The sequence below is a fragment of the Alkalicoccus halolimnae genome (assembly GCF_008014775.2).
GTDB classification, from domain to species: Bacteria; Bacillota; Bacilli; order Bacillales; family Salisediminibacteriaceae; genus Alkalicoccus; species Alkalicoccus halolimnae.
Genome location: NZ_CP144914.1, coordinates 2,566,644 through 2,591,073, shown reverse-complemented (window position 1 = coordinate 2,591,073; position 24,430 = coordinate 2,566,644). Strand labels below are relative to the sequence as shown.

21 protein-coding genes and 1 pseudogene are annotated in these 24,430 nt (G+C 46.3%); 19 read left to right on the top strand and 3 right to left on the bottom strand.

The window, feature by feature from the left end:
* The first annotated feature begins 64 nt into the window (after positions 1–64).
* The 8 genes and pseudogenes from FTX54_RS11965 (at position 65) to FTX54_RS11930 (ending at position 9,082) form a co-directional block, all read left to right on the top strand.
* Positions 65–1,399: a carbohydrate ABC transporter permease gene (locus FTX54_RS11965; protein ID WP_147803560.1), complete on the top strand. Its 1,335-nt coding sequence runs from the start codon at positions 65–67 to the stop codon at positions 1,397–1,399.
* Positions 1,399–2,247 carry a sugar ABC transporter permease gene (locus FTX54_RS11960; RefSeq protein ID WP_147803561.1) on the top strand — a complete coding sequence of 283 codons (849 nt, stop codon included), beginning with the start codon at positions 1,399–1,401 and terminating at the stop codon, positions 2,245–2,247. Before FTX54_RS11965 ends, FTX54_RS11960 begins: the two co-directional genes overlap by 1 nt.
* 374 nt (positions 2,248–2,621) lie before the next feature.
* Positions 2,622–3,683, top strand: a complete 1,062-nt coding sequence (locus FTX54_RS11955) for a LacI family DNA-binding transcriptional regulator (RefSeq protein WP_147803562.1) — start codon at positions 2,622–2,624, stop codon at positions 3,681–3,683.
* 136 nt (positions 3,684–3,819) lie between these two features.
* Positions 3,820–4,123: pseudogene (locus tag FTX54_RS11950) on the top strand (IS1595 family transposase); the annotation flags it as partial.
* Between the two features lie 32 nt (positions 4,124–4,155).
* Positions 4,156–5,811: a DUF2339 domain-containing protein gene (locus tag FTX54_RS11945; RefSeq protein ID WP_147803563.1), complete on the top strand. Its 1,656-nt coding sequence runs from the start codon at positions 4,156–4,158 to the stop codon at positions 5,809–5,811.
* A gap of 55 nt (positions 5,812–5,866) precedes the next feature.
* The gene (locus tag FTX54_RS11940) at positions 5,867–6,058 is read left to right on the top strand and encodes a hypothetical protein (RefSeq protein WP_187254516.1); all 192 of its coding nucleotides are present in this window, start codon (positions 5,867–5,869) and stop codon (positions 6,056–6,058) included.
* A gap of 971 nt (positions 6,059–7,029) precedes the next feature.
* Complete coding sequence (locus FTX54_RS11935; protein WP_246125602.1) at positions 7,030–8,634, top strand: glutathione ABC transporter substrate-binding protein; 1,605 nt, start codon at positions 7,030–7,032, stop codon at positions 8,632–8,634.
* Between the two features lie 67 nt (positions 8,635–8,701).
* Entirely contained in the window at positions 8,702–9,082 is a 381-nt protein-coding gene (locus FTX54_RS11930; protein WP_147803565.1) for a rhodanese-like domain-containing protein, read from the top strand.
* A gap of 140 nt (positions 9,083–9,222) precedes the next feature.
* Here FTX54_RS11930 and FTX54_RS11925 read toward each other — a convergent pair whose 3' ends face one another.
* Positions 9,223–9,549, bottom strand: coding sequence for a hypothetical protein (locus FTX54_RS11925; RefSeq protein WP_147803566.1), 327 nt, complete (start codon positions 9,547–9,549; stop codon positions 9,223–9,225).
* Between the two features lie 324 nt (positions 9,550–9,873).
* Here FTX54_RS11925 and FTX54_RS11920 point away from each other — a divergent pair, with 324 nt between their 5' ends.
* From FTX54_RS11920 to FTX54_RS11910, 3 genes are all read left to right on the top strand, one after another.
* The gene (locus FTX54_RS11920; RefSeq protein WP_147803567.1) at positions 9,874–10,566 is read left to right on the top strand and encodes a hypothetical protein; all 693 of its coding nucleotides are present in this window, start codon (positions 9,874–9,876) and stop codon (positions 10,564–10,566) included.
* 220 nt (positions 10,567–10,786) lie between these two features.
* Complete coding sequence (locus FTX54_RS11915) at positions 10,787–12,541, top strand: nitrilase-related carbon-nitrogen hydrolase (protein WP_147803568.1); 1,755 nt, start codon at positions 10,787–10,789, stop codon at positions 12,539–12,541.
* A gap of 647 nt (positions 12,542–13,188) precedes the next feature.
* Positions 13,189–13,314, top strand: a complete 126-nt coding sequence (locus FTX54_RS11910; protein WP_281285226.1) for a hypothetical protein — start codon at positions 13,189–13,191, stop codon at positions 13,312–13,314.
* Between the two features lie 418 nt (positions 13,315–13,732).
* Here FTX54_RS11910 and FTX54_RS11905 read toward each other — a convergent pair whose 3' ends face one another.
* Positions 13,733–14,239: a DUF5412 family protein gene (locus tag FTX54_RS11905; RefSeq protein ID WP_246125603.1), complete on the bottom strand. Its 507-nt coding sequence runs from the start codon at positions 14,237–14,239 to the stop codon at positions 13,733–13,735.
* Positions 14,240–14,751: 512 nt separating this feature from the next.
* Between FTX54_RS11905 and FTX54_RS11900 the strand changes: the two genes are divergently transcribed.
* From FTX54_RS11900 to FTX54_RS11885, 4 genes are all read left to right on the top strand, one after another.
* Positions 14,752–15,270, top strand: a complete 519-nt coding sequence (locus FTX54_RS11900; RefSeq protein WP_187254517.1) for a hypothetical protein — start codon at positions 14,752–14,754, stop codon at positions 15,268–15,270.
* Between the two features lie 209 nt (positions 15,271–15,479).
* The gene (locus FTX54_RS11895) at positions 15,480–16,535 is read left to right on the top strand and encodes an LLM class flavin-dependent oxidoreductase (protein ID WP_147803571.1); all 1,056 of its coding nucleotides are present in this window, start codon (positions 15,480–15,482) and stop codon (positions 16,533–16,535) included.
* Positions 16,536–16,963: 428 nt separating this feature from the next.
* Positions 16,964–17,260 carry a hypothetical protein gene (locus tag FTX54_RS11890; RefSeq protein ID WP_147803572.1) on the top strand — a complete coding sequence of 99 codons (297 nt, stop codon included), beginning with the start codon at positions 16,964–16,966 and terminating at the stop codon, positions 17,258–17,260.
* A gap of 206 nt (positions 17,261–17,466) precedes the next feature.
* A complete protein-coding gene (locus FTX54_RS11885; protein WP_147803573.1) occupies positions 17,467–18,342 on the top strand; it encodes an SMP-30/gluconolactonase/LRE family protein in 876 nt (291 codons plus the stop codon).
* Positions 18,343–18,441: 99 nt separating this feature from the next.
* Here the strand turns inward: FTX54_RS11885 and FTX54_RS11880 are convergent, their stop codons facing one another.
* Positions 18,442–19,377, bottom strand: coding sequence for a DnaD domain protein (locus FTX54_RS11880; protein WP_147803574.1), 936 nt, complete (start codon positions 19,375–19,377; stop codon positions 18,442–18,444).
* A 170-nt stretch (positions 19,378–19,547) separates the two neighbouring features.
* Here FTX54_RS11880 and FTX54_RS11875 point away from each other — a divergent pair, with 170 nt between their 5' ends.
* The 4 genes from FTX54_RS11875 to dhaM all read left to right on the top strand — a co-directional run bounded on the left by FTX54_RS11875 (position 19,548) and on the right by dhaM (position 24,410).
* Complete coding sequence (locus tag FTX54_RS11875; RefSeq protein ID WP_147803575.1) at positions 19,548–21,512, top strand: sigma-54 interaction domain-containing protein; 1,965 nt, start codon at positions 19,548–19,550, stop codon at positions 21,510–21,512.
* Positions 21,513–21,624: 112 nt separating this feature from the next.
* On the top strand, positions 21,625–22,620 hold the full coding sequence (dhaK, locus tag FTX54_RS11870) for a dihydroxyacetone kinase subunit DhaK (RefSeq protein WP_147803576.1): 996 nt from the start codon (positions 21,625–21,627) through the stop codon (positions 22,618–22,620).
* A gap of 765 nt (positions 22,621–23,385) precedes the next feature.
* Positions 23,386–24,006 (top strand): dihydroxyacetone kinase subunit DhaL, encoded by a 621-nt coding sequence (gene dhaL / locus FTX54_RS11865; protein ID WP_147803577.1) that lies wholly within the window; start codon positions 23,386–23,388, stop codon positions 24,004–24,006.
* Between the two features lie 5 nt (positions 24,007–24,011).
* Positions 24,012–24,410 carry a dihydroxyacetone kinase phosphoryl donor subunit DhaM gene (gene dhaM, locus FTX54_RS11860; RefSeq protein WP_147803578.1) on the top strand — a complete coding sequence of 133 codons (399 nt, stop codon included), beginning with the start codon at positions 24,012–24,014 and terminating at the stop codon, positions 24,408–24,410.
* The last annotated feature ends 20 nt before the right edge of the window (positions 24,411–24,430 follow it).

Genomic DNA, 24,430 nt, shown 5'->3' with positions numbered 1-24,430 from the left:
GCTGATTTTGTCACCAATAAACTTTAATTCAGAGGTGTCAGCACCTAAAAAAGGAGGACTATTCATGGCATCGTATGAACAGGCAGAAACGGCGCCGCAGGAGAAAAGCTACGGAATGATCGCCGCGATTCTCTCGCTCGTCTTTATGGGAGCCGGTCAGCTCTACAACAGACAGTATGTAAAAGCGGCCTTCTGGGCCGGGTTTTATTTAATTTTCCTGACTTTGATGCTTAATCCGCTCATAAACGGCCTGATGGGTATCGCTACACTTGGTGACACCCCGCAGGAAAGGGCGCGGGGACGAGTTATTGAAGAAGGCGATCACTCTATTATGATGATGGCAGAAGGACTGCTCATGCTCATCGTGCTGTTAATTACGATCGGCATTTACTATTTGAGTGTGAAAGATGCCTACATAACAGGTAAGACGAGAGAAGCGGGCCATACGCCGCTTACATTTGATAAAACGATGAAGAACATCTGGGACGATGGCTTTGCGATCATTCTTATTATTCCGACCGCTCTGTTCATTATTTTCCTGACAATCTTCCCGCTGATTTTCACTTCTCTTATCGCCTTTACGAACTTTTCTTCTCCGAACTACCTGCCCCCGGCCTCACTGGTGGACTGGGTCGGACTTGAACAGTTTATGCGCCTGTTTACGATGGAATCGTGGCGCGGAACGTTTCTAGGAGTATTTGCATGGACGATCGTCTGGGCACTCGGTTCCACACTGCTCGTCGTGTTTGCGGGACTTTTTGTTGCCGTGACCCTTTCCCAGAAGCAGGTCAAGTACCGCAGATTCTGGCGCAACATGTTCATTATTCCATGGGCAGTGCCTGGCTTTGTCAGCATTCTTATTTTCCGCAACATGTATAACGGACAGTTCGGCGTTATCAACGATATGCTGCAGTCGGTCGGCATCGCTGCCGTACCGTGGCTTTCGGATCCGATCTGGGCAAAGATTGCCGTCCTCCTGACGAACCTTTGGCTCGGTTTCCCGTTCTGGATGGCTCTTTTTACAGCTATTCTGACTACGATCAGCAAAGAGCTTTACGAAGCTGCCGAAGTGGACGGAGCCTCCATCGTCCAGCAGTTTAAGAAAATTACCTTTCCTATTGTTATGGTCGGTGCGATTCCGCTTATGGTCTTTACGTTCGCCTTTAACTTCAATCAGCTCACTTTCATTTATCTGATGACAGAAGGCGGGCCGACAAACGCCGGCTACAATTACGCCGGACATACAGATATTCTGCTTTCCTGGATCTTTAATATGACGCTCGAAAACGGCCAGTATGCGATCGCTTCGGCTGTAGCACTGCTCGTCTTCCTGATCATATCCATTTTTGCTTATCTGAATCTGCGTAATACGAAAGCGATGAAAGGGGATGCAATGTAATGAAAAACAAGCACAAAGGCAAAAAAATCTTTAACAATGTGCTCGTCTACGGCATTCTTATCTCGCTGATGATTATCTGTCTTTTCCCGGTTTACTTTGTGTTTATCGGTTCTGTTAACCCGGGAACGTCGCTGCACTCCTCCGAAACGTTTCCGAACATCCTGGACTTGAACTGGAGCCACTATCAGGCCCTGTTTACGGATTATCCGTATATGACCTGGTACGGAAATACGATGTTTATCGCGGTGACAAACATGATTTTATCCACGACATTCGGTTTCATGTCCGGATACGCCTTCAGCCGTTTTTCTTTTAAAGGAAAAAAGCAGGGGCTGATGGCACTCGTTATCCTGCAGATGTTCCCGACGATTATGGGGATGATTGCTATTTATACGCTCCTTGGCACGCTTAATCTGCTCGATACGCACCTCGGCTACATTCTCGTTCTTGCAGCAGGCAGTGTTGCCTTTAACACATGGATCGTCAAAGGGTTCTTTGACGGTATCCCTAAAAGTCTGGAAGAAGCCGCGCGCATTGACGGGGCATCAAACCTGGAAATTCTGCGGAAAATTATGATGCCGCTTGCGACACCGATCCTGGCTTTTGTAGCCTTCAACAGCTTTATCGCAGCAAGCATGGATTTTATCATGGCAGAAGTTATTCTCCGTTCCAGTGAAAACTGGACGCTGGCTCAGGGACTGTTTACGCTCGTTTCCGGTCAGTCCAACAACAACTTTACTGTTTTTGCCGCCGGAGCTGTACTGATTTCCGTGCCGCTGATGCTTTTGTTCTTTATTTTCCAGAAGTATATTGTGGAAGGACTAACCGCCGGAGCGGAAAAAGGATAAAAGGAGGAGTTCGATGTTTGGAAAATTTAAAGTTCTCGCGATTCTGCTGCTCACCGCTGCAGGAGGCTTAATGCTTTACTCATCTCTGCTTCTCTGGATCACAACAACTTCTTAAAAGACTTTCGGTTTTTCATTTTAGAAAGCAGAACAGAAAAATAAAATGTGCGGGGAAGGGGCTTCCGGCTCCTTCCTCTTTTTCTCTACAAACAACGGCATACGCTTGTCCCCGAAGGTGAGCATATCCCGCCCGATATGGTTTATAATGGAGATAAATTCTCTGCTAAGACTTGCATATTATGTGAAACCGATTACAATATAAGTAATCATATTCGGTGAAACGTATAAATATAATATTATAGAAGGGATGAACGCAGATGACTGTTACGATCAAAGACGTTGCCAAAATTGCTAAAGTAGCCCCTTCCACCGTTTCCCGGGTCATCTCCGACAGTCCGCGCATCAGCGACAGGACGAAGGAAAAAGTACGTGAAGCGATGAAAGAACTCGGTTACCATCCGAACTTCAATGCCCGCAGTCTCGCGAGTCAGTCTACGAAAACGATAGGCGTAGTGATGCCGAATTCGGCGAATAAAACGTTCCAGAATCCTTTTTTTCCGGAAGTTATCCGCGGTATCAGTACAAAATCCCATCAGCTGGATTACGGACTTTACCTTTCCACCGGCCAGTCGGATGACGAAATTCTCGAAGAAGTACAGGACATGGTGCAGGGAAAACGGGTGGACGGAATCATTATTCTTTACTCCAAAGTAAATGATAAAGTGCTCGACTATTTGAATACACAGGACTTCCCGTTCACTTTGATTGGACGCCCTTACGACGAGACGCACCGGAATATCAGCTACGTAAATAATGATAACTTTAAAGCAGCGAAAACTGTGACGGAATACCTTCTGCTGCTTGGACACAAGCGGATCGCCTTTGTGGGCGGCAATCTGGACTATGTTCTGACGATCGATCATATGGAAGGCTACCACCGTGCCCTTCAGAATGCCGGTATCGAACCGCGCGAGGAATATGTCGTTTTTCACGAGGAGCTTCAGGAAGGCGGCCAGGAAGCGGTAATTGATTTACTGAGCCTGTCATACCCGCCGACGGCCCTCATCGTGGCAGATGATATTATGACGTTCGGTGTTATGAGAATGTTGAACGAAATGGATGTCCATGTGCCCGATGATATTTCGATTATCAGCTTCAATAACGTGATGATCTCGGAACTGTCTGCACCTCCAATGACAACGGTGGATATTAATATTTACAGCCTCGGCTACGAAGCGGCGAATCTGCTGATTGACCAGATTCTTCATACGGGAATCGAAGCAAGAAAAGTGATCGTCCCGCACAAAATGGTTAAAAGAGAGACGTGCAGACGGTACAGCGGAAAAAATACCGGCACAGCCGGCGGAAAGACTGTGTAGAAACTCTGCACAGTCTTTTTTTTAAGCTACCTTGAAAATAAAGTATTGAATCGATGAACGTGCGCCTTCGTTTCCATGGGGGCGCAGGGAGGGCCTCAGCTAATTCCGTCTTCTGTGCGGTCGAGCGGAGTGGGGACACATCTTATGCACCGATTGTCAGCGTGTATCTAAAACCTGCGCTGCGGAAACATCCATGACTATTTACCAGTTTAAGTCGAATGGATAGGTTCTTAAAAAAGGGTTTTATCACATTCAGAACGTCAACAGCTATCACAGCAGGTTAAAAGGATGGACACAGCGACTTAACGGCCTGGCAACGAAATATTGGAACAATTACCTTAAAGAAATGAAATCACCATTGAAGATACATAAATAAAAGGGAATTAATTCCAGGTGTCGAAACCTATGATACAATGAAATTATCAAAATTCAGGAAATAACATAATTTCTTGTTAGCAGGGGAGGCAGGAGAGTGGATAACGAAACAAGAATCGAAATACTGGAAAAAAAAGTTAAATACCTGGAAGAGAAAATAGAAGTATTAACAGACAAAAAGAAAGAAGAAACTATTTATACAGAAAAAACAGCGGTGATTCAATCAAGAAAACAACTACAGAAAAAAGCAGTACAACAAGACCCGCCAAAAGAAAAGAAAAACTGGGAAGAAACTTTCGGGAAAATCTGGCTGCCGAGAATTTTTATCATCATCATGCTGCTGGGTGTCATGTGGGCTTTTGTTGCAGCAATCGACTATGGGTATGTCACGGAACCTGTGCGGTTAGCCATCGGTGTCATTGTGTCTCTCTTGCTGTATTATGGCGGAGCGAAACAAATCGCCGGTCATAGGGAAAACTTAGGACAAGTGCTGCTGGGCGGAGCTGTCGTCGTTGCGATGTTCACCGTTTTTGCGGGAAACAGCTTGTATGGCGTCATCCCTTCCACCTTCGCCTTCGTCTTTCATGTCATTATTATTGGCACCGCCTGCGCATGGACCATCAAGCACAGAAGTGAAGCGTTAGGGATCATCACGAGTATCGGCGGGGTGCTGGTGCCATTCTTAATTGACAGTGCGAATCCAAACTTTTTCGTATTTTTGACCTATGAATTTGTCTTAGTGACAGCGCTCCTGGCTTTGGCATTCCTCTATAAATACAAAATCATGTTTATTATTGCCTTTGGTTTATATCATTTGGCCATGATTATCTTTACAGGGGCAGCCACTCTCACTGATTATTGGGAAACAATTGCACTCTCTTTGCTGGTTTTGAATCATCTGGTTTTATTAGGGCTGTTTGCGTTCAGCAAAAAAGTAATAACGGAAAAATCTTTTCTGATTGTGCTCCATATCAGTTTTATCTTCACTGCTTTTTGGGTACATACATTCCTTTACGAGGCGGCAGTTGGCTGGTTCCTCATTATTTCTGTATTATTTTACGGCTTCTTAGCCTATTATTTGTTCAACAAAGAGAATTACAAAAATTATTTCACAGTGTCGTTGTCCATTGCCGGTTTTGCATTGGCGTATTATGTACTGCTTACGTTTGATATGAGACATATCGGGGTTTTATTGCTGCTGCAGGGGACAACCTCCCTCTGGTTAAGTGTTCGATTGAAAAATTTGTGGAATATTATTTTTTCCTCTGCGGTTTATTTCACGGGTGGAGTCATTGTATTAACCACCTCGATAAACACGATTTTTTCTCAAGAAACGTTAGGCTGGCTTGTATTAGTCATCACGCTCGGCTATATGATTCATGTAATAAAAATTCCAAAGAATTCACGCAGTAATGTGATTACTTGGAAATTCATATTGAAGTGGCTGCATTTATTCGTGGTTCTGACTTTTCTTTCGCAAGTCATCTCCGTTTTGACAGTCGATATATCCAATGATGTTACCGCAATGAGTATTTCTGTTGTCTGGGTATTATACGCGTTAGGAAATGTGGCGTTTGGTGTTATGCAAGCAGATAAAACGTACCGCTTGATTGGCATTGTACTGCTCATGGCAACATTGCTGAAAATCATTTTTCTGGATTTGCCGGATATGGATCTGCTCATTCGTGCAATATTATTCCTGATTGTCGGTGGTATGGGCATACTAGCTTCCAGGTTCTGGTATACAAAATAAAGAAAAGCGGGGTTTTCTTCCAGTTTAGAGAGCTGATCGTTATTGGATGGGTACAGTGAAGGCTGAATTATTTAGTTATCCTATGATAGCAGCTTATGGAGGTATTACAGCAGCACTTTTAAGAAGTATTCGTGAGGGTGACGGGTTATTAGTTTTTATAGTGTATGGTTTGATTTTGGGAGTGCTGTTTTATGTAGTAACTTATTTCATAGAAAAGTTAATAGTTCGTTATAAAAAGTCAGGGTGAATGGTATGGCTTTTTGTTGTACAAAAGTATAATAAGGCGTTTTATAGTGTTGAATTAAAATTGTTTCTCCTTGTATAAGTATTTAATTCATGCATAAAGTCAAACAGAACTTCCATAAATATTGGAAGTTCTGTTTTTTCTATAAATATCAACATTCAACTTGGTTCTTACGCAAAAAAAAGGGAACTTATCTTTCCGAATTACGATGACAGAAGATAACTTTACTAAAAAAGCTGTCGGACCAGGCTTAAACGATAGAAGCTTTAAGAGTGAAATCAACTTATTTTGTCAGATATAGCTTGTTTTCCCCATACGTGCGTAAGAGCCTTCAATTTTAACAGAGATACTCATGCAAAACCTTGCACGATGAAGGATGAAAATGCCCTTTTACAAGAATGGAATTTCCCACTATAAAGGTGGTATGAATGATTTTCAAGAAAGGATTATTTTGTTGGATGGCAGTTACTTCTCTATCATTTTTACCGGAAGCTGGAGTGGACATGGGGCGACTCCGAGGCGAATAAGGCTGAGCTGAAGATGCATTGCTACCGACCGTGGGGAGGAAGGGATTAGCTGAGGCCGGCCCGCCCGGAAAGCGTCCCCATGGAAACGCATGCGGACGTTTACAAAGGAGAATCGAAAAAGGAAGTTCCTTATATACATTTTTATTTCAGGACAGCTATTCTTAAAAGAGTATGATAGCTTTTTAATCGGTTCTTCTTTTGAAGGTAGTCCCTTGTACTGTGCAGTGAATAACGGAGAAACTACCTCTGGTCAGCAGAAGAAAGTTTGTACAAATCAGGAAACAGCTCTTCGCAGCGTTTTGAAAAGACTGGGCAGTACGTCTGTTCAGTCTTTTTTTGTTTACCTGAGTTTCCTTTATTGACAGAGGATGTCCTGCTTTCTATAATAATACATATACATAAAACAGATAAGTTAACTCGGTTTTATAAACGAAAGGATGGATTTAATTGAAAAAAGCATTAGGATTAGCAGCCTGCGGGTTATTTTTTACCGCGTGCGCTGCAGAACCGGAGAACAACAATACGAGTGAGGAAGAAGGGTCACCCGAGAATGCAGAAGAACAGGAAATGGTAGGGGGAGAAGAATACCTGCAGTTTGGTATCGCCTCTGATCCGGTTTCTCTTGACCCGCACGGAGCAAATGAGAATGTTTCCAACTCGATTAACTCGACGATTTATGACAGGCTCGTTTATTTCAATGAGGATTTGGAAATCGAGCAGGGTCTTGCCGAAGACCTCGAACAGATTGAAGATGACGTGTGGGAAGTAACAGTAAGAGAAGGAGTCACGTTTCACGATGGGGAAGAATTGACGCCGGAAGTCATTCAGCGGAATTTTGAGCGGATACTCGACCCGGACATGGGTTCCCCGGTGGCTTTTATTTTTGACATGATTGAGGATATCACCGTAGTGGACGACAGCACGCTTCATATTACAACAGAGTATCCATTCGCGCCGCTTCCTTCGCACCTCGCTCATCCCGGCGGCAGCATTGTGAGTCCGGCGATTATCGATGCTTCTTACGAAAACCTTGAAAACGGAGAGGATCCGTTTGAGGCTGCTCAGGACGGGCCGGCGGGCACCGGTTATTTTCAATATGAAGAGTATGAACCAGGAAACTACGTAAGGCTCGCAAAAAATGAAGAATACTGGGACGAAGAACAGGCAAAAGTGGAAGGGATATCGTTCCGCGTTATTCCGGAAGGGCTGACACGAATCGGGGAACTGGAAACCGGATCACTCGATATTGCCTATCCTATTAACCCAAGTGACATGGACCGTCTTGAAGAAGCGGACGGCGTCGGTGTTCAGCAGTCGGAAAGTGCACGAATGGCTTACTTAGGCTTTAACACGGAAGCATCTCCGTTTGACGATGCCGACGTGCGCCGCGCTGTGCATATGGCAGTTAATAAAGAGGATATTATCGAAGGAGTACTTGCCGGGACCGGAAGAGAGGCCGACTATCCGATCGCTCCGGAAGTGTTTGGTTATTCCGAAGACGCAGCAACGGTGGAACAGGATCTTGAAGAAGCAGAGCAGCTGCTTTCAGAAGCAGGATATGAAGACGGCTTTGAAACAACGCTGCTTACCAACGACGACCGGGAAAATGAGGACGCCGCTCAGTTGATTCAGGCGCAGCTCTCCCAGATTGGTATAGAGGTTTCGATTGAATCCTACGAACAGGGCACGTATCTGGAAATGGCAGGAGAAGGAAACAGTGAAATGTTTCTTGGAAGCTGGGGCACGGTGACACTGGACGCTGATTACGGTTTGTATCCGGTTTTTCATTCTAATAATAAAGGAGCGGCAGGAAACCGCTCTTTCCTTGATAATGAAGAAATAGACGCACTGCTTACAGAGGCACGACAGGAATCGGATGAAGAGGAGCGCCTCCAGCTTTATGAAGAAGCGCAGAATCTTCTCGTCGAAGAATCGCCGTATGCGTATCTGTATTATCCGGACCTTGTAGCTGGTGTGAGCGAAGACGTAGAGGGCTTCTGGCAGGTTCCGTCGAGCTTTCACTTCCTGCGAGACACGGAAATTAACCGCTGATTTCTTTACAGGCAGGGAACAGGGGCGTTATAGTTAAACTATTAAATAACTACGAGGTGATGACAGGATGAGCCGAGAACTCGACGGTGTGAAACAGGTGGATAAAGAGGAACTGAAAGAGATTCTCTCTAAAAAAGACCCGAAACAGGTCGTCGTGGACGTCAGGGAACCGGAGGAATATACAAATCGTCATATTCCGGGTGTTCCGCTCGTTCCGATGCGCTCGATTCCGGAGCTGACAGAAGGTATCGATAAGGATAAGGAATATGTGTTCATCTGCCGAAGCGGCAACCGCTCCCAGAAAGTATCACTTTTTCTTAAATCCCACGGCTATGACAACGTCGTGAATTACGAAGGCGGTATGCTGGAATGGGACGGAAGCGAAGCGGACGGGGAAGAAGTTCAGCTTTCTTCCGTCGAAGAACTGAAAAACTGGAATCAGCAGTAAACAGAAAGAGCAGGGCCAAAGAATCGATTTGGCTCTGCTCTTTTTTGGTGATATAATAGGGAAAATTTACCTTATTTATTTTAGTGAGGTATTTCAACTTTTGAATTTTTACTCCTGCTGCCATGCTTTTCTTTACCTGGTCAGCTTTTTACTTTTTCTTTTTCTGATGCTTTTCTTAATCTGTCTTCATATTTGACTAATTTGCCTTTCATTCTCATGATATTCCTTGAAATTCTTCCTTTTGTTATAACAGCGGTCAGTCTTGTTTCATCTCCGCTTTTTATCTGCTTTTTCTTGCTTTGGATTATTTTTTCGGACGAATCGGATTTTATGCCTGCGTTCGCTTTTTTCACCTGCTGCCACGCTTCCATTTCTTTTTCCGTTTCTTCTTCCAGAGCGTTATAAAGCCGGTTTATTTTCTTTTTTGTTCTGTAAATTTTCTTTTCTCTGCTCTGCGCATTTGCCATGATAGACCCTCCTTTATGGATACAATACTTATAAAATAGTATAAGACTAAAATGATAAAAAGTCCTTACTAAATTGATTTATTTTACAATTTCACTTTGTTAATCACGGTTCTTGATAATAAACGATATTTTCAGGATTTTAAGTTTCAGCTGAATGTATTTCCTAATACACATGAGATAGGTTAAATACGAATGTTTGATAAGATCTCCGGTTCAGACGGATGCTTTCCCGAGGGCCGGAAAGCGTCCCTATGGAGACGAAGGCGCACGCTTAGCGCTTAACTACTTTATTTTCAAGGCAGCCTAATAGAAAGGGGATTGACGATGCGATTTGGACTGATTCTGTTATTGATTCTTTTAACAGCATGCGCAGAAGTGCGCGATACAGTTAATAACTGTCCGGACGGAAAAATTTCGTGGGTGGACATGCTTAAAGTCAATGATGTGGAATATGTGCGTCTTTCTGAAGAACAGGAGAGTTTTAACGAAGCAGAACAGGGAGAAGAAGTCGGAGAAATAACTTACCAGATGGCGGACCGGGCCTGTTCGGACCACCAGCTGCGCAATGGCGACGCGGCATATGTGCAGGAAGGGGAAAAAGTTTATGCCGTCGAGGGATACGAAACCACCTTCCGGGTAATGGCAGAAGGAGATATTTTTCAGGTAAGTGATAAAGAGGAAGGAGGCACACTTGCGGATTTTTATGACATCGAAGGACGCGTGGATGCTGTTAGTCTCATCAGCAGGGAGGATGCCTCTTTTATAAGCAGCTTTGAGGAAGAGGATAAGAACGCTTTTCTCGAAGAATTTTTTGAGCAGGAGTATGTCGGCTTTCCAACTATTTATGAAGAGGTGGAGCTGGAAGATCCGATCCTGCTCCGCTTTGAACTGGAAGACGGAACAAGCTTTCGTGTCAGCTACTGGCTGGAAGCAAACGCCGTGACACCAGGGGCTTTTGGCACAGAAGAGATGAAGGAGATCGCAGAGCGGTACGCAGCTGGGAGCGAAGAAGAATGAAAGAGAATGTACGCGGTCAGTCTTCAGGGAAAACGACTGGAAAACGGGGAGTTATAAGTGTACTATTACGGAAATATTCTGCTATTTTATAATAGCAGAATATTTTTCATTTCATAGTAAAATAAAGATTGTGCAAGTATAAGAAAGTATGGTAAATATATATTAGTATATTGTGTTCTCAAGACGGAATATAACGTTTAAAGGAGGTATTCAGGCTATTATGTTTTTTGCAGCAGCCATTCAATTTCACCCACAACTAGGAAATCTCACTGAAAATATACAACGATTAGAAGAAGCGGTTACGCAGGCTGCCTCTGCTGGTGCAAAATTCATCGTCACACCTGAACTGGCCGTATCTGGATATATGTATGAAACGAGGGAAAGCATTTTCCCGAGCACAGATACGATTCCGGGTGCCATTACCGATCGTTTTCATAAGCTCTGTCTTCACTGGAACGTCTATCTTGTCCTCGGTATGCCCGAGCACGATGAGGCAACCGGTCTTTTATATAATGCGGCCGCGCTTATCGGGCCGGAAGGATATATTGGAAAATACCGCAAAACGCATTTATGGGAAGCAGAGGCCCACTGGGCTGTTCCGGGGAATCTCGGATTTCCTGTTTTTCAGACGGAGCTCGGAAATATTGCGGTTAATATCTGCATGGATGCTGTCTACATGGAAAGCTCCCGGGTTCCGGCTTTAAACGGGGCGGACATTCTTGCGTTCCCGACCAATTCCAGTGCGCAGACGATTTCCATGCTGCAGGGATGGGCGACGCTGAACGGCATGTATATCGTCAGTGCCAACCGGGCGGATGAAGAAAAAGGGTTCCAGATGGCCGGAGCAAGTGCCATCTGGTCCCCCTACGGTGAAAAGCTCGTGGAAGCCGGCACGTCCCTGGACGGCGGGGAAGAGGAAATTATCTACGGCATCATCGATCCAAAGCATTATTACAACCCGAACCGGGAACGTCTGTTAAAGCGGAGACCGGAATTATATAAAGATGTCATGCTCCATATCGGCCCGTGGAATTTCCGTAAATCAGCAGAGCCGAAACAAGTCGAGGTTCAGAGTTTCACCGGCATTGATTTGAAAGAAAAAGCGTCGCTTCACGAGTACTACTGCTTCTGGGCGGGAAAAATTTCGCTGATGCAGGATAAGCGCCAGCAGGGCATTCCTGCGCTTGCTGTACTTCCGGCGCTCAGTGCGACGGGACCTGTTTCCGCCATGTCCTATGAAGAGATCGTGCTTCTCGGCCAGACTTTTGCCGTGGAATGGCTTCCGAAGTATCAGCACTTAGCCCTTGCGCTGGAGACGAGTGTAGTCGTCAGTGCTCCGGAGTGTGCGGAGGGGCATATTTATTTGTCTGCCTGGCTGATTGATGACAAAGGGGAAATTGTCCACGTGCACCGAAGCACCCACCTGCAGGAAGACGAAGTGAAATGGGAGCCGGGAAGAAAACCGGCGGTCGCAACGATTGAAAAAATCGGACGGATCGGCATTCTTTTTGAAGAGGAAGCTTATTTCCCGGAAGTAACGACGGGATACGGCATTCAGCGGATCGACGTCCTCGCACTTCTAGCCGAAGCCGATTCCGACGAAGAATATCCGCCGCTTATTGACGAAAGGTTTCATGCAAACACCAATAGTAAAGATACGCTGAAAGCGGTCTGGGAAAACCTTGCTATGAATATCCAGGCTTTCACTGCCTATGCCGCCTGGGAAAAAGAAGACGGATCGGCATTTACTGCTGTCTACGCCGTTGATCCTTATTATGAAAGAGACGTAACTGTTTCTGCAGATGCGCAGGGCATTGCTTCCAAATCGATAACGACGCTCCGGGAAGGCTCCTGGTATAACCAGCAGCACTGGATCGTTTCCAGAAGGGTGGATCACTATTATCCTCTCGTTGCTGAAGCCGCTTCCTATGCGCCGATGATTTCTCCTCAGGAAGAAGACGACATGATGGCGTAAATAAATCATTTCGGGTGGACGACGCCTGCATGGAATAAGGCCTTCATGACAAACACTGTCATGGCGCTCAGTGTGTTGATTAAGTAAAGAAAGAAGTCTATTTATTCTATTCCTTGTAATTTTCTCCTTTGCTTACCGGCGGAAGCCTGCCGTGGGACTTGTCTTCAGCTCTTTCCAGTGCCGGACTGCATTGGAAAGGATCTTCAGACGGCGCTCCCAACCCACTGGCGTCTCCGCTGGATACGGCAGAGAAAATCATCTTTTTTTATAGGAGAAACCTGTCGTACGCTTGTTTTCGCAGCAAAGTCTTTCTTTTTGTTCAAATGCTGGAGCTGTAGAAGGTGACTCCGGAAAGCGGCTCTTCGAAAGTGGAAACAGCCTGAAGGCCCTTCATGACAGATATTGTCATGAAGGGCCTTTTTTAGTGCTATTAAGCACGTTTATACCTGGCGGAGTGTTCAACGATGAGCAACAGCGAACTTAAGCAGAGAATAAAAATTGGATCATAAGGAATGAATAAGACTCAGGAAACGTTTATAAACCCGAGAAAAATGCCGCCGAAAGATAAAGACATAAATAAATATATTATGCCTAAAACCTTATGTTTAGAATAAAAAACGTCTTTCAATCCTGAGTCGAGGCAGATAATGAATAAAGGTAAAGAAACGACTCTTAGCAGCCCCCATTCAAACCCTCCAAAAAGATACAGAAATGCTGGAACAAAAAAAGATATTGCCGAAATGAAAGATAATCTTCTCAGTAAAGCTAAATGAATTTCTCCTTTAAATAGGACTCTTTCCGTATGTTTGTAATTTTTCAGATAAACTGTTTTGTGAAGAAAAGCTTCAGGTTTTTCCGCGGGCTTCTTGCACAAGAGACCTCTTCAGAATTTCAGCCTCTACCCGGCATCGATATATTTCCCTGCAGTCAAATCTCGAAAGCCGGATATGCTGAGAATAATCTTGAAAATCGAAGTCGTCCTGTAAATCAGGGGCGCGGCTTTATATAGAAAAGGCTGACGATTTTTCAAATCGTGGTCCGGATCGGCTGCGGCTTCGATACCTCATTTTAAACCGAAGGGTGGAAGAAATTAGCTGAAGCCGCCCCGCCCGGGAAAGTGTCCCCATGGAAACGAAGGTGGACGTTCATCGTTTATATACTTTATTTTCAAGGCAGCGATTTCTTTAAAAGTTATTCATTTTGAAAGCAGGTTTCATATTCGTCTTTCATTAGTAGGCTTTTACAGGCCAAGCCTTTTTCATGATATAGTTCTTTGCCGATTTCTAATTCAATATTTTGATTTGAATCCGGATAATCAGGTTCGGCATTTTGTATGTACAACGTGTCTTCATCTTTCCAATTCATAGAAAAATCCTTTTTGGCATCACTATAATAGACCGTCTGAATTTTATTATTCTCCTCATGGTCTGTAATTTCAACCCACACGTTAACACCGCCTGCTGCGCCGCCATACGGTTCGTAATAAGCATTAGCTGTATATTCATCACTGGGTGACGTTTCAGGTCCCGGCCCTTTATGGGAGAATTCCCTATCAATTTTGCTGAATGTAAAAAAGTACGTTTCATAAATATAAACGGAAAAAACCAGAACCACTCCAGACAACGCTGCAACCAGCAGTTTTTTAGGGAAAGGTTTGTTTTTAATGAAAGAAATGATGATCTTTACACTTAAAATCAAAAACAATACACCGGTAATAAAAGATAATAAGAGCCCGAATAAAATTAAAATCGTAATCCCCCCGCTTCAAGTTCATGAACAACCACACAAATACTGATCATGTCTGCAGTACCTTTTATGCAGTCACCTGTTTCCCTTTAGTGGATAAGTAACTCGGTTATATCGTGTTTTTGGTATCCTAAGTGTATCATTTGTTTGGACACTTGGAATTGAATCCGCTGTTACAAGCAGGTGGATGATTGATTTAATAGACAGGGACTCCCACCGGGACAGCGCCGGCTTAAAATCCTTTCGCCTTAGGAGGGAGGTATGACCTGAAGATACGCCTTATGAAAAGCAGCCGGCTGTCGTAAAAGTCATTCTGCAGTTTAAAAATGTACATCATTTATTAGAGTGAACGAACGGATTTTACGAACGTTTGTTCTTGTTTCTTTTCGGGAAAAGAGTTATAGTTGAAGTAGATAGAAGCGGGAGATTTTTACATCGTGAGGATGGCAGAAAGGAGAATCAGCATGGAGGAGCAGAAGACGTGTCCCTACTGCGGAACATTTTTAGATAAACAGGGGAAGCACTATTCGTGCTCCTTCTGTGTCATGGCACTGCGTCAGGACGAAGTACAGACCGGCCATCAGCGGCTCCCTGTGCGCCGTTTAACTACCGTGCTGGACGTTCACCTGTCTAAAACGACACCCGAACTTATGAAGCTGTCCACTTTTGAACTGCTCGGTTTATTAAAACTCGCCCGCAAAGAACGGCGGGAGATGTATGAGCTTCTGCAGACGTTCCGGCAGATAAACGCCGCAGATAAAAAAGCCGGAATGAAAGAGGAGGAGCAGTTCAGCGGCAGCTGCTACCAGGCGATTACCCGCAAAGTCTTCGTCCTCGAAAATCTCCTCCGTCAGCGCCTCGGGTACGTCCCGCGCCAGGTGACAGCTGAAGCGCTGGATACCTACCTGGAGCATATAGAAAAAGATAAAACCGGCCCGATGATCATCCGCAGCAGCCACTGTAGGAAGCAGGAAAGCAGCTGACTATGGAAGCCAGGAAGGGAGCGGAAGAATATAGGTCAATTTCCACGAACGTTTTTCAGTCACTTTCGAAACAAATTCGTGCAAATAGTGATATATTATTTTCATCGGCTTCTTTTTATACTATAATAAAGTTAGAAACATACAAATATAAAGGAACAATTCACACGATACATGTATAATCGAAGTGATGGGAAAGGTGGAACAGTTTAATGGAAAAATATCGTTTGAATCCGGACAAAGGTCTGGAATTTGGCATTTATACCCTGGGGGATCACCTGCCGGATCCTGCCACAGGAAAAAGAATATCTGCACAGGAGCGGATTACTGAAATTATTGACTATGCCCGGCTTGCAGAACAGGCGGGCCTGGATTTCTTCAGTGTAGGGGAGAGCCATCAGGAATATTTTGCGACTCAGGCTCATGCGATTGTCCTTTCCGCGATTGCGCAGGCGACGGAAAAAATAAAAATCGCCAGTTCGTCTACGATTGTCAGCACTTCGGACCCTGTCCGGGTTTTTGAAAATTTCGCGACGATTGACCTCATTTCAAAAGGACGTGCGGAAATTGTTGCCGGACGTGCTTCAAGAGTAGGTTTATTTGATCTGCTCGGCTATGATGTCCGTTATTATGAAGAGCTTTACGAAGAAAAATTTGATCTGCTCCGGAAAATAAATGAAGAAGAAATCATAAACTGGAGCGGCAGGTTCCGTGCTCCGTTGAAAGATGCCGAGATTCTGCCGCGTCCGTTTGAGGGATCGATGCCGATCTGGCGCGCTGTAGGCGGTACGCCGGCAAGTGCGATTAAAGCAGGAGCCGCGGGAGTACCGATGTTTATGGCTCATCTCGGCGGACCGGCCTCCAGTTTCAAACATACCGTGGATGCCTACCGCCAGGCAGCAGAGGAAAACGGCCATGACTCCAAAGAGCTGCCGATTGCGACAGCCGGATTTTTTTATGCGGCGGAAACTTCCCAGCAGGCCGTGGACGAGCTTTATCCTCATATTAATGAAGGAATGAAGCGGACGAACGGAAGAGGTTTTCCTAAACAGCAGTTTGCCCACGGCATGGACCCGCACAGCATTATGAATGTCGGAAGTCCTCAGGAAATTATTGAAAAGATTCTCTACCAGCACGAAATGTTCGGTCATCAGCGCTATATTGCGCAGATTGATTTCGGAGGAATGCCGATGGATAAAATCGAAAAGAACCTGGAACTCATCGGAACGGAAATTCTTCCAGCGGTCAAAAAATATACCTCGAAGTAGAATTACCGTCAGCTTTCTCATTCGATTTTCTCGTATTGATTTCACTATGAAATCAATACGGGAAAAGGAAATACTGCTCCTGGACATTTGCGGGGAAAATCCGGTACGTCATGTTTAAAAATATACCGAAATGGAAATAGTGTTTTGTAGCATCCGATTTTGAAATTCAAGTTTTTTTACAGCCTTTTTCCAAACATGGCATACGCACAGGCGGTGGTCTGGCGCTGGAAAAGCACAGTCTGCCTGTACGGGCAATTTTGAGCTTCATTCCGGGTTTCGGAGCAGATGCACTCAGGAGTCTGCCGCAGTCGGGTATTCTATTTTGGATGACGGCTTGAGCGACAGTTTGACACGAATTGAAATAAAAGGTTATTATTTTTGAAGAAAGGTGGTGAGTGTGCAGCATCGACTGAGGTGCTCACAATTCTATGGCTAAATGGTATGTTTCAACTCTCGCAGCTTCTGCTATTGCCGCAGCGGGCTACTATCTCGGCAATGAAAAAAACCGTGAAAAAGTAGGGCACTACATTAACCGTGCAAAGGCAGAAATTAAAGGTGACACGAAAGAAGATAATAAAGAGGACTTTTATGAAAAAGTCGGCCATTCCGATCCCCAGGATCTGGAAGACAACTCCATGGTGGACGAAGGTGCCATGTTCTCAGTTAATTATTATAACCAGAATATTAAAGGTGAAGAACAGGAAAACGACAAAGATAAACAGTAGTCTTTCTTCCACTCCGCCCCGGCTTAAACAGCCGGGGTTTTTTCATGGATAGAAAAGGGTATGCGCATTTCATACATGTTTTTAAATGAGCATGCCCGCGCAGCAGACATTCTTAATAAACAACAATAGAATAAGCTTTTTAAAAACTGTTCTGCAAATAAATCAGCTGAAAGACGCGCCGGAGCTGAAAAAAAGGAGATTTTTCAATGAAAGAAGCAGCACTTGTACTTGATGCGAAAGCAATTTTAGCAGAAGGGCCGAGCTGGGATGAACAGACCCAGCAGCTTATCTGGGTCGATATTAATGGCCATAAAATCAACTTATTTGATCCGGTCACCGGGAAAAATCAAAGTTTCGATACCGGGCAGCATGCCTGTGCAGCCGTACGAAAAGAAAGCGGCGGCATGATGGTCACGCTTCGGGACGGCTTTTATTCCTTTAATCCGAAAACAAAAGAACTGACGAGCATTTATGACCCGGAATCCCACCTTTCCGGAAATCGTTTCAACGACGGAAAGTGCGATCCGCAGGGAAGGTTCTGGGCCGGTACGATGGTACTCGAAGGAGAGGAGGGAGATGCCAGCCTCTACAGGCTAGATCCTGATCTCTCTGTTCATACGATGCTGAAAGGCGCCACCGTTTCCAACGGGATGGCCTGGGACCCTGCTAAAAATGTGATGTACTATATTGATACGCCGACAAAAAAGATCATGGCCTATGATTACCATCCGGACACCGGCTACATTACCAATGGCAGAACCGCCGTTGCCGTAAGTGAGGAGAGAGAAAATCCCGACGGCATGACGATCGACGACGAAGGCATGCTCTGGACTGCATTCTTCGGCGGCTGGGGTGTTGTTCGTTTTAATCCGGAAACAGGGGAAGCCCTCTCCGAAATTTCTGTTCCGGCAGCCCAGGTTACTTCCTGTACGTTCGGCGGCGCGGCGATGGATGAACTGTATATTACGACGGCGAGAGACGGCCTGTCGGACGAGGATCTTAAGGATCAGCCTCATGCAGGGGGTATCTTTATGGTCAAGCCCGGTGTATCAGGCGCTCCGTCCTACCCGTTCCGCGGCTGATCTTAACGTTTCTATACGAAAATCAAAAAAACGTATTCAGCATTATTGATCCAGAAAAGCTCCGGATCCGCTTAAACCATATTCAGGCGTCATGACGAATTATTTCGTCATGGCGCTTTTCGTATGTCCGGTCTGGCTGCAGGTGAACGAATCTGCTTTTGCCAGAGCGTTTCTTTTTTGTTTCAGAGCGTGCCGCCATTTCGCGGCTTCTGCTTTGGCAGCTGTGAGTTCCCCGCCTGAAACAGCTGGAGTGGGGTGCAAAAGGAGTTTCGGCATCTCAGCTTCACGCGGGGCATCCGTTTCCTTAATCGTTTGAAGCGTGACTTTCCCTTTATGGATCCAGCTTTTCAGCATCGCTTCGACGTAGGCAAAGGAACGGGCCTGATACGCTGCCGCCAGTTCAAGTGCGTACGTGAGAACCGCCCGGCTGTCGTCGAAAATATCCGATGTCGTCCATGTCTCCAGTTTTTGCACCGCGGCGGGGCCGGCCTTGCCGAACTGCTTTTCATACGTCTGCAGAAGGGAAGTCTGTCGTATGTTCTGTCCTGTAATTTTTGAAGTGTTTTCTGGTATTGCAGAAGAAACAGCTGCATTCGAAGCGGAATTTTTCTGAATCGAAGCGGGATCTTCCGTCGTTCGAACAGCAGGTGACGGTTTCATCCAGGAATCTTCAAGCGTATAGCCGGCAGTACAGACGTCGTTTTCAATCTTTCTCCAGGAAACCCGGTACTGTCTCGTTTTATCCCATTTGTAGTTCGGGTTGCTTCTTTCTGTAAGCCAGCCCGCTGCGACGAGTTTCTTCAAATATGTGCGCATCGAGCAGCTGGATACGTTCATCATCATCTCCTCGGCAAGTTCCTCTCCGCTTTTATAAATCCATCCTGAAACCTGTGTTTCTCCAAGATGTTCTTCTTTTTTATATGCCGCCGTGTCCTTCGTGCGAAGCGCCCAGTACATCATCTGATTTAAAACCATCGCAAGCTTATAATCTTTCGTAATCGCTGCCAGTTCCTCTTTTAATACTACCCGTTTCATTAAAAATCCCCCCTGAAAGTGTCTTTCCTCTCTTACGTACACAAAAAATTTGAAATCGGAGGAGAGGCTGTTAAATTTTTTTGCATGGGACGCGCGGCAGGCGAAATAAAGGAAACGGGACGCAGCTGTCGAATCTAATTGGTAGGTCAATAGAGAAGGAGACGAAAGCGATGAAGGATGTCGTCATTAAAATAAATAAAAAATACGGCCTTCACATCCGTCTGGCTGCGGCCATGATTTCCACCCTCCAGCATCACGTGAAGTCGTCCGAAGAACTGCGCCACCTCTGGATAGATTATCAGGGAAGGCGGGCCCAGCTCGGCAACCTGCTCTCGATCGTCTCTCTCCGAATACCGGCAAAAGCGGAGTTCCGGCTTTTCTGCGATAAAGAAGAAGCGGCACCTCTTGTGGATGCAGTTGTGAAATTTTTTCAGGAGCAGGCAGAGGAGGAGGAAGCGGATGAAGAGGCGGATCAGCTCCTGATTGAGAGCTCCGTCAGTATGGAAGCTGCCATGTCTTCCATGCGGCACGGCGTCCTCGTCGTCAACGAAGACAACCGCATCACCTATGTGAACGAAGCGGCCTCCCAGCTGATAGGTAAAACCGAAAGCCAGCTCCTTTACCACCGTGCTTCCGAAACCGTACCTGGATCGAAAATGCACGACGTGCTTACGAAAGGAGAAACCCAGTGGAACGTGCGGCAGAAAATCAATAACAGGCAGATAATTACGAACCGTGCCCCGATCTTCTTTGATGAAAAAATCATCGGAGCCGTGGCAACTTTTGAAGACATTTCGAGCATCGAGACGGTTTCAAGCGAACTTGAGTCGGTCAAGCTCCTTCAGGAACAGCTGCAGCTTCTGCTTTCCACCATTAACGATGCGATCGTTTTTATTGATGAATCAAGAGCCCTCGTTTACGGGAACAGGGCCTTTATCCAGTTTGATGCAGAGCCTGAGGATATTTTCAGCAGTGCGGAATGGGAAGCCCTGACCAGGAAGACGCCGCTGAAAAAATCGTTTGAAGACCGGGACGGGAATTTTCACGTACTTAAAGCAGAGCCGGTATATGTCGGCGATAAATTCAAAGGAGCAGTGCTCAGCTTTACCGCCGTAAGAGAAATGAAAGACCTGCTTCAGGAACTGCCTGGCTTTGAGGTGCGCCCGGCCTCGCGGGTGGAGGAAGTAGCTTTTCAGACGCTGACCGGTAAAAGCCGTGCCCTTCAGGAAACGATCAAAAAAGCGGTGAAAGCTTCTGCGACAGATTCCACCATCTTTATAAGCGGTGAAAGCGGAACCGGCAAGGAGCTGCTTGCCAAAGGCATCCACCAGGCGAGCCCGAGGCGCCTTAAGCCTTTTATAGCGCTGAACTGTGCAGCTATTCCTGCGACGCTTCTGGAAAGCGAACTTTTCGGACATGAAAAAGGATCGTTTACGAATGCTCATCGCACGCACATCGGAGCTTTTGAGCAGGCAGAAGGGGGGACGCTGTTTCTAGATGAAATTTCAGAACTGCATCCTGCCGTGCAGAGTAAACTGCTGCGTGTGCTTCAGGAACGCGAAGTCGTCCGTGTCGGAGGGAAGGAAAGAATTCCGGTTAATATCAGAATCATCTCCGCCACAAACCAGCGGCCGGAAACGCTTCTGGAAAGCAGTTCCTTCCGTAAGGATCTGTATTACCGGCTGTACGTCGTTCCTCTTGAAATGAAACCGCTCCGGGAAAGGCCGGAAGATATTCCAACGCTGGCGAAAAATTACCTGACCTATTATGCAGCACTGTTTCAGCGGCCGCTTCACAGCGTATCGCCTGCCTTTTATGAGAAGGTGCAGAATTATACGTGGCCGGGAAACATCCGCGAGCTTAAAAACGGCATGGAGCGGATTATGGCCCTTAATGACAGCGGAGAAATAACAGAAGCAGATCTTCAGTTCACTCCAGGTCAGGGGACTGTCAGGGAAGCGCAGACGCTCCAGGAAATGGAGGAAGCAATGATCCGGCGGACAGCACCTTTCTGCAGAAGCTACAGTCAGCTTGGAAGAAAGCTCGGTGTTTCCCGTAAAACGGCAGCAAGAAAGTTAAAAGAATACGGGCTGGAGGATTACCTTGGACAAAATGTCCAGGAAACCGGCCTTTAGTGGCCTATTTCCCATCCTGCCGGTATTGATAACGCTTTCATTCAACCTTTTATACGTTGGCATGATTATTGCATATTTAACAGTGAACTAAATTAAAGGAGGCAGTCCTGATATGAAAAAACTGATGAATGATGTAGAGCAGATTGTCGATGAGATGCTGAACGGGATGGTGCTTGCCCACCCGAATGACCTGCGGAGACTGGACGGAACGACAGTACTCGTGCGCAAAAACGCGCCGGTACAGGGGAAAGTGGGTATTGTCAGCGGTGGAGGAAGCGGACATGAGCCGGCTCACGGCGGGTTTGTAGGCAAAGGCATGCTCGATGCAGCCGTGGCAGGAGAAGTATTTACATCCCCGACGCCGGACCAGGTATTCGAAGCGATCAAAGCGGTGGATGGAGGTAAAGGGGTTCTGCTCGTCATAAAAAACTACACCGGTGACGTCATGAACTTTGAGATGGCTGGCGAAATGGCGGAAGCAGAAGGCATTTCCGTAAAGCAGGTCGTCGTAAACGATGACGTTGCCGTCGAAGACAGTTCGTTTACGAGCGGACGGCGCGGCATCGCAGGCACGGTGTTTGTCCATAAAATCGCCGGTGCTCTCGCAGAACAGGGAGCGGAGCTGAATGAAGTCCAGGCTGCGGCAGAAAAGGTCATTAAAAACGTCAAATCCATGGGCATGTCGCTCAGTCCCTGTACGGTGCCGGCAGCAGGCAAACCGGGCTTTACACTGGCAGACAATGAAATAGAAATCGGTACCGGCATTCACGGAGAGCCGGGAGTGGAGCGGACCGATGTGAAGCCGGCTGCAGAGATCGCTCAAATCCTTTTCGATAAAATCGATGCGGATATGCACTTAAAGAGCGGGGACGAAGTGGCTGTGCTGATCAACGGGCTCGGATCGACGCCTATGATGGAGCTGTATGTGTTCAACAACAGCGCTGCCGCCATATTAAAGGAGAAAGGCGTACACGTTACGGAAACAATCGTCGGGGAGTGGATGACGTCTCTGGAAATGGCGGGAGTTTCGCTGACCATTTTAAAACTCGATGATCAATTGACCTCCCTGCTGCACGCCCCGGCAGAAACGACCGCATTTAAACGTTAAAACCGGCTGGTTTCCGCTTCGTTTTCATTTTCTAATAGAGAAAGCCCGCTGGTTAAATCAAGTAAGTAACACGGTAAAAACCAGTTCCAGGGCAATACGCCTGCGGAAAAAGAAAACAGGAAGGTTCTCCCGGACGTAAGGGAAGCCGCGTGCCCGGCAGGCGGAAAAGCCTTGCACCATGAGGCATGAAAATGGACTTCTACAGGAATGGAACTTCTCATCTATACAGGTTGGGTCAAAGTTGTTCAAACGGGAGGCATCTTTATTAGAAGACAGTTGCTGCTCTGGCTTTTTACCGTAAGCTGGAGGGCATACGGGGCGACTCCCGGGCGGTGAAGGACGAGCCCCACTCCGCCCGACCGAAGGGAGGACGGAATTAGCTGAGGCCGGCCCGCCCGGAAAGCTTCCCCATGGAAACGAAAGCGTACGTCTATCGCTTATTTCTTTTATTTTCAAGGCAGCCTCATATGAAAGAAACACGCTTTTACTGTTCATTTGTTCAACCTGTATAAATCTCTTTTACTAAATGTTTTTCCAGAAGGACTTACAAATATTTTTAACCTGATGGTCAGCCCCTTGGAAAGTGTCCATCTAAAGTGAAAATCATCCACCTGATTCGAAAATAGACTAACCAATAAGGGAAGAGCTTCTTTAGTACCGCTTCCTGTCTGCAGCATTTACATCCATAAATATTACCAGCCTGCAATCGGCCTTCCGATAGATAAAGCCAAAGTGATGAAGCAGGCGGGGAAAAGGAGAGATCGTATGTCCATTACAGCAGAACACCTCCGTACATGGCTGGAACGGTTTCATGATGAAATCCTTGAACATAAAGACGAACTGACAGACCTCGATCAGGCCATCGGTGACGGCGACCACGGCATCAATATGGCAAGAGGAGTCAAAGAAATGCACAAAATGCTGAACGGCAAATCCTTCGACGCACCGGGAGATCTGCTGAAGGCCGTATCGATGACTTTTATCGGCAAAATCGGCGGCGCATCGGGACCGCTTTACGGATCTGCACTGATGAAAATGGCGTCCCGGGCCTCTTCGGATGAAACACTAACAGAAGAAGAGTGGATCAATGTGCTTGAGGCCGGAAAAGTGGCGATCCAGCAGCGCGGAAAAGCAGAAACAGGCGAGAAAACGATGGTGGACGTCTGGGCTCCGCTGATTGAACGGTTTCAGAAACAAAAAGAAATCGACTGGCAGCTTTTCCAAACGACTGCCGAAGAACTTATGCAGTCAACAAAAGAGATGCATGCGAAAAAAGGACGTGCGGCTTATCTGGGAGCCCGCTCAGTGGGCCATATCGATCCGGGAGCGATGTCTTCCTATCTGTTTTTTAAAACACTCGCTGAAACGCTTCAAGAGAGGAGTTGAAGACGATGGAACGCGTGAGTCTGGTGTTCGTTTCTCACAGTGCTGACATCGTAAAAGGCATTAAATCACTTCTGTTTGAAATGCAGCCGGAAATATCGATTGCCGTGGCAGGAGGAGAGGAAGACGGAGGCATCGGCACAAATGCGATGGACATTCAGCAGGCATTGGAATCGGTTTATACGGATAAAGGTACGGTTGTCCTGTTTGATCTCGGCAGTGCCCTTCTCAATGCAGAGCTTGCGATAGAGATGATCGGGGAAGATCGGCGCATTCTTATCGCAGACGCTCCAATTCTCGAAGGGGGCTATGCGGCAGTTGTGGAAGCCGGGTTTGGCAGCGAAGCGGAAAGAGTCGTTGAAGCAGCGGAGAAAGCCCGAAGCATGCGTAAGATTCCACAGGATTAACCAATCTTGGAAAGGGTGGG